This window comes from Streptomyces sp. NPDC022910, from assembly GCF_055561075.1.
The window spans coordinates 111,244-117,243 of record NZ_JBVHHL010000023.1; the positions used below are offsets into that span (position 1 = coordinate 111,244).

The 6,000-nt window shown below is 68.4% G+C and carries 6 protein-coding genes and 1 pseudogene; all 7 read left to right on the forward strand.

Translation table 11 applies throughout. From position 1 onward, the window contains the following. Positions 1 to 77: 77 nt before the first annotated feature. The gene (gene gap, locus ACZ3TS_RS22435) at positions 78 to 1,085 is read left to right on the forward strand and encodes a type I glyceraldehyde-3-phosphate dehydrogenase (RefSeq protein WP_467620500.1); all 1,008 of its coding nucleotides are present in this window, start codon (positions 78 to 80) and stop codon (positions 1,083 to 1,085) included. A 150-nt stretch (positions 1,086 to 1,235) separates the two neighbouring features. Then, positions 1,236 to 2,447, forward strand: coding sequence for a phosphoglycerate kinase (locus ACZ3TS_RS22440; protein WP_467620503.1), 1,212 nt, complete (start codon positions 1,236 to 1,238; stop codon positions 2,445 to 2,447). Between the two features lie 42 nt (positions 2,448 to 2,489). Beyond that, on the forward strand, positions 2,490 to 3,245 hold the full coding sequence (gene tpiA, locus ACZ3TS_RS22445; RefSeq protein WP_467620527.1) for a triose-phosphate isomerase: 756 nt from the start codon (positions 2,490 to 2,492) through the stop codon (positions 3,243 to 3,245). 151 nt (positions 3,246 to 3,396) lie between these two features. Next, entirely contained in the window at positions 3,397 to 3,633 is a 237-nt protein-coding gene (gene secG / locus ACZ3TS_RS22450) for a preprotein translocase subunit SecG (protein ID WP_467620506.1), read from the forward strand. Between the two features lie 211 nt (positions 3,634 to 3,844). Next, positions 3,845 to 4,180, forward strand: a complete 336-nt coding sequence (locus ACZ3TS_RS22455; protein WP_078503510.1) for an RNA polymerase-binding protein RbpA — start codon at positions 3,845 to 3,847, stop codon at positions 4,178 to 4,180. Positions 4,181 to 4,354: 174 nt separating this feature from the next. Beyond that, positions 4,355 to 5,623 carry an MFS transporter gene (locus ACZ3TS_RS22460; RefSeq protein WP_467620509.1) on the forward strand — a complete coding sequence of 423 codons (1,269 nt, stop codon included), beginning with the start codon at positions 4,355 to 4,357 and terminating at the stop codon, positions 5,621 to 5,623. 72 nt (positions 5,624 to 5,695) lie between these two features. Beyond that, a pseudogene (locus tag ACZ3TS_RS22465) lies at positions 5,696 to 6,000 on the forward strand (glucose-6-phosphate isomerase); the annotation flags it as partial.

The window sequence follows — 6,000 nt, forward strand, 5'->3', positions numbered from 1 at the left end:
AGGGTCGTGGGTGGTCGGGGACATCCCATACAGCTCGCCGGCGTCGAAAGTCGGCGTACCAACGAGGAGATCGGTTCGTGACGATCCGCGTAGGAATCAACGGCTTCGGCCGCATCGGTCGTAACTACTTCCGCGCGCTGCTGGAGCAGGGTGCAGACATCGAGATCGTGGCTGTCAACGACCTGGGTGACACCGCGACCACCGCTCACCTGCTGAAGTACGACACCATCCTCGGCCGGCTGAAGGAGGAGGTGTCCCACACCGAGGACACCATCACCGTCGGCGGCAAGACGATCAAGGTCCTCTCCGAGCGCAACCCCGCCGAGATCCCGTGGGGCGAGCTGGGCGTCGACATCGTCATCGAGTCGACCGGCATCTTCACCAAGAAGGAAGACGCCGAGAAGCACATCGCCGGTGGTGCCAAGAAGGTCATCATCTCGGCGCCGGCCAAGAACGAAGACGTCACCATCGTGATGGGCGTCAACCAGGACACCTACGACCCGGCGAAGCACCACGTCATCTCCAACGCCTCCTGCACCACCAACTGTGTGGCGCCGATGGCGAAGGTCCTCGACGAGAACTTCGGCATCGTCAAGGGTCTGATGACCACGGTGCACGCGTACACGAACGACCAGCGCATCCTGGACTTCCCGCACAAGGACCTGCGCCGCGCCCGTGCCGCCGCCGAGAACATCATCCCGACCACCACAGGCGCCGCCAAGGCCACCGCCCTGGTCCTGCCGCAGCTGAAGGGCAAGCTGGACGGCATCGCCATGCGCGTCCCGGTCCCCACCGGCTCGGTCACCGACCTGGTCGTCGAGCTCAGCCGCGAGGTCACCAAGGAAGAGGTCAACGCCGCCTTCCAGAAGGCCGCCGAGGGTGAGCTCAAGGGTCTGCTCGACTACACGGAGGACCAGATCGTCTCCTCCGACATCGTCAACGCCCCGGCGTCCTGCACCTTCGACTCCTCCCTGACCATGGTTCAGGAGGGCAAGAACGTGAAGGTCATCGGCTGGTACGACAACGAGTGGGGCTACTCCAACCGCCTCGTCGACCTGACGGTCTTCGTCGGCAACCAGCTCTGATCGCCGAAGCAGGCATCCCGATGCGATAGCAGGGCTCGGGCAGCGCACGGTCGCGCTGCCCGAGCCCTGCCGCACGTACAGCGAGCCCCGGCTCGCGTGCAGATCCATCAAGCCCTCGTACGATCAAGAGCCCTCCCCAGGAGTCCCCTTATGAAGACGATCGACGAACTCCTCTCCGAAGGCGTGGACGGCAAGCGGGTCTTCGTCCGCGCCGACCTGAACGTCCCGCTGGCCGACGGCCTCATCACCGACGACGGCCGCATCCGCGCCGTCCTGCCCACCGTCAAGGCCCTCGCCGACGCGGGCGCCAAGGTGGTGGTCGCCTCACACCTGGGCCGTCCCAAGGGTGCTGCGGACCCGGCATTCTCGCTGCTGCCCGCCGCCGAGCGCCTCGGTGAACTCCTCGGCGCCCCGGTCGCGTTCGCCCAGGACACGGTCGGCCCCGCCGCCCACGACGCGGTGAACGGCCTGCAGCCCGGCCAGGTCGCGGTCATCGAGAACCTCCGCTTCAACCCCGGCGAGACCTCCAAGGACGACACCGAGCGCGGCGAGTTCGCCGACCGGCTTGCCGCCCTCGCCGACGTCTACGTGGGCGACGGTTTCGGCGCGGTCCACCGCAAGCACGCCTCCGTGTACGACCTGCCGGCCCGCCTGCCGCACTACGCCGGCTACCTCATCGCCACCGAGGTCGCCGTGCTGAAGAAGCTCACCGAGGACCTCCAGCGGCCCTACGTCGTCGTGCTCGGCGGCGCCAAGGTCTCCGACAAACTCGCCGTGATCGACCGGCTGCTCGAGAAGGCCGACCGGCTGCTCATCGGCGGTGGCATGGCCTATACCTTCCTCAAGGCCAAGGGCCACGAGGTCGGCATCTCCCTCCTCCAGGAGGACCAGATCCCGGCCGTGACCGAGTACATCGAGCGCGCGGAGAAGAGCGGCGTCGAGCTGGTCCTGCCCGTCGACGTGCTGGTCGCCCCGGAGTTCCCGGACCTGAAGACAAAGGCCCCGGCCAACCCCACCGTCGTCTCCGCGGACGCGATCCCGGCGGACCAGGAGGGCCTGGACATCGGTCCGGAGACCCGGAAGCTGTACGCCTCGAAGCTCGCCGACGCGGCCACCGTTTTCTGGAACGGACCCATGGGCGTCTTCGAGCACCCCGACTACGCCGAGGGCACCAAGGCGGTCGCCCAGGCCCTCGTCGACTCCCCGGGCTTCACGGTGGTCGGCGGCGGTGACTCCGCCGCGGCCGTCCGCACCCTGGGTTTCGACGAGTCGGCATTCGGCCACATCTCGACCGGCGGAGGCGCCTCCCTCGAGTACCTCGAGGGCAAGACGCTCCCCGGCCTCGCCGCACTGGAGGACTGAACCTCGATGGCTGAATCTATTTCCTCTGGGCGCATGCCGCTGATGGCGGGCAACTGGAAGATGAACCTCAATCACCTGGAGGCCATCGCCCACGTCCAGAAGCTGGCCTTCGCCCTGGCCGACAAGGACTACGAGGCCGTCGAGGTCGCGGTCCTGCCGCCCTTCACCGACCTGCGCTCCGTGCAGACTCTGGTCGACGGCGACAAGCTCAAGATCAAGTACGGTGCCCAGGACGTCTCGTCGCATGACTCCGGTGCCTACACCGGCGAGATCTCCGGCTCGATGCTGGCCAAGCTGAAGTGCACGTACGTGGTGATCGGCCACTCCGAGCGCCGGCAGTACCACGATGAGTCCGACGAGCTGGTGAACGCCAAGACCAAGGCCGCCTTCAAGCACGGTCTGACCCCGATCCTGTGCGTCGGTGAGGAGCTGGACGTCCGCGAGGCGGGCAACCACGTCTCGCACACGCTGACGCAGGTCGAGGGCGGTCTGAAGGACCTCCCGGGCGAGCAGGTCGAGTCGATCGTGATCGCCTATGAGCCCGTCTGGGCCATCGGCACCGGCAAGGTATGCGGGGCCGACGACGCCCAGGAGGTCTGCGCGGCGATCCGCGGCAAGATCGCTGAGCTGTACTCGCAGGACGTGGCCGACAAGGTCCGCATCCAGTACGGTGGCTCGGTCAAGTCCGGCAATGTCGCTGAAATCATGGCAAAGCCGGACATCGACGGCGCCCTGGTCGGCGGTGCCTCGCTGGACGCCGACGAGTTCGTCAAGATCGTCCGCTTCCGCGACCAGTGAGCCGCGCCGCCGTGGCGCACGGGAAAGTCGCGAGTATGACGTAGGGACGATCCGTCGTACTCTTGCGGGGCCGAGACTCTTCTACGGAACATGAAGTTTCAAAGAGCTTCGGCCCCGTCGTCCATCCGAATCCGAGGAAGTTGGTCCAGCCGTGGTTTTGGGGTTCTCGATCGCCCTGATCGTCTTCAGCCTGCTGCTGATGCTGCTGGTGCTGATGCACAAGGGGAAGGGCGGCGGCCTCTCCGACATGTTCGGTGGCGGCATGCAGTCCTCCGTCGGCGGCTCCTCGGTCGCCGAGCGCAACCTCGACCGGATCACCCTTGTGATCGGTCTGCTCTGGCTTGCGTGCATCGTGGTGCTCGGCATCCTGATGAAGGTCAAGAGCTGAGGTCGGCCGACGCCGGCAAAACGTACATACAGCACGTAACGCCCCATGTTCGGTACGGGTCTTCGGACGCGGCCTATCATGGGGCTTGCGTCTAGGGGCGGGGGTAACTCCCATCACTGGACGCGCGTTGGGCCTTACGTAGACTGAGGCGCTCGCAGCGAAGCGAAACGCCGACTCGCTTCGCGGCACCATCACGCAGGGAGTTACGACCGTGGCAAGTGGCAACGCGATCCGAGGAAGCCGGGTCGGGGCGGGGCCGATGGGCGAGGCCGAGCGCGGCGAGTCCGCGCCGCGTCTGCGCATCTCCTTCTGGTGCTCCAACGGGCACGAGACGCAGCCGAGCTTCGCCAGCGACGCGCAGGTTCCCGACAGCTGGGACTGCCCGCGCTGCGGCTTTCCGGCCGGTCAGGACCGGGACAACCCGCCGGACCCGCCGCGCACCGAGCCCTACAAGACGCACCTCGCGTATGTGCGGGAGCGGCGCAGCGACGCGGACGGCGAGGCGATCCTCGCTGAGGCGCTCGCCAAACTGCGGGGCGAAATCTAGGCGTTGAGTCCCCCCGAACGCTCGGCCCCGGTCGAGCAGGGGGACTGTCATGGCCGGGCGCCGAGGCGGTGTCCGGCCGGAGCTGTTTCACCCACCGGCGGCAGACCGCCTCACGGCCGAATGTCAGTGGTGCCCTCTACGGTGTGTGCATCGGGCGCATCGTGAGGGGGAGTCGTGGCGACGGTCGAGACCGCGGGCGTGTGTGCGCCCGCGTGGCGCGGGGGGTTCGGACGGCTGTGGACCGCCGCCGTGGTCTCCCGGTTCGGGGACGCGCTGCGTGGGTCGGCGCTGCCCCTGCTCGCCGTGCAGCTCACGGACGAGCCCCTCGTCATCGCCTCCGTCACGGCCTGTGGATATGTCCCGTGGCTGCTGTTCGGATTGCTGGGCGGCGCCCTGGCCGACCGGGTGGACCAGCGGCGGGCGATGTGGGCCGTCGACGCCCTCCGCGGTGTGCTCGTCGCTGGGTTCGCGTGGGCCGTGTGGCTCGGGCACGCGTCGATCCCGCTGCTGCTTGTGCTCGCCTTCTCGCTCACCACCCTCCAGACGCTCTTCGACAACGCCTCCACGGCTCTGCTGCCCTCCCTGGTGGACCATGACGCCCTGGGCAGCGCCAACGCCCGGTTGATGACCGGGCAGCAGCTCGCGGGCGGCCTGTTGGCGGGCCCGTTCGTGCCACTGTTGCTGGCCGTCGGTGCCTTCATGCCGTTCGCGGCCGACGCGAGCACCTATCTGCTGGCGGCAGCCCTCGTGGCCTCCCTGCGGATACGGCCGCCGGAGCGAGGGTCGCGCCCGGCCGGCAGCACCCTGAGGGCCGAGATCGGTGAAGGCCTGCGCGCGCTGTGGGGCGACCGGGCGCTGCGGGCGATCTGCGTGGCCACGCTGCTGTGCAACATAGGCATGGGCGCCCTGATCGCCACGCTGGTGCTGCATGTGACGCGCTGGCTGCACACGGGCAACGCGGGATACGCGGCCGCGATGACGGCGTACTCGGCCGGCAGCCTCGCCGGGGGCTTCGCCGCCCAGCGGATCGCCCGGCGCACCGGACGCCTCCGCGCGCTGCTCGTGGCCGGAAGCGTGCAGACGTCGTCCCTGCTGCTCATGGGGACCATCCGCCACCTCGGGGCCTTCCTCGCGGGCATGCTCCTGCTCGGCGCCATGGGCATGGTGTGGAACGTCAACCAGGTCACGCTGATGCAGCAACGCAGTCCCGCGTCCATGGCGGGCCGCGTCGCCTCCGCCTTCCGCACGGCCTCGACTTCCGGAGCCCCGCTCGGCGCCCTGCTCGGCGGAGCCGTGGCGCGGATGTACGGGCTGAACGGGCCCGCGCTGCTCGCGGCCCTGCTCTTCGGACTCGCGGTGACCTCGTTGATAACCGCGCGCAAGCCGGACGTACCTGTTGTTGCGCCGGACGACGGCGTGACGACAGGTCACCCGACGCCCTGATCAATTAGGTTGGGACCGGCAGCGGGGCGAGCTACGCAGCAGCACACGCAAGGAAGAAGGCTGAAGTCCGAGATGAACGCAGACAGCCGTACCAGGCTCAACCAGACGCCCGAGTGGACCGCTCTGGCCAAGCACCGTGAGGAGCTCGGCGAGGTGCGGCTGCGGGACCTGTTCGCGGCGGACCCCGGGCGCGGCAGCGGGTACACCCTCCAGGCCGGCGATCTGCACGTCGACTACTCCAAGCACCTGGTCACCGATGAGACGCTGCGGCTGCTGCGCGAGCTGGCCGCAGCCACGGACGTGTTCGGGCTGAGGGACGCCATGTTCCGCGGTGAGAGGATCAACGTCACCGAGAACCGCGCGGTTCTGCACACCGC

Coding starts and splice junctions, on each gene's coding strand:
- ACZ3TS_RS22440 (WP_467620503.1), top strand. CDS start 1,236: ATGAAGACGATCGACGAACTCCTCTCCGAAGGCGTGGACGGCAAGCGG.
- tpiA (WP_467620527.1), top strand. CDS start 2,490: ATGGCGGGCAACTGGAAGATGAACCTCAATCACCTGGAGGCCATCGCC.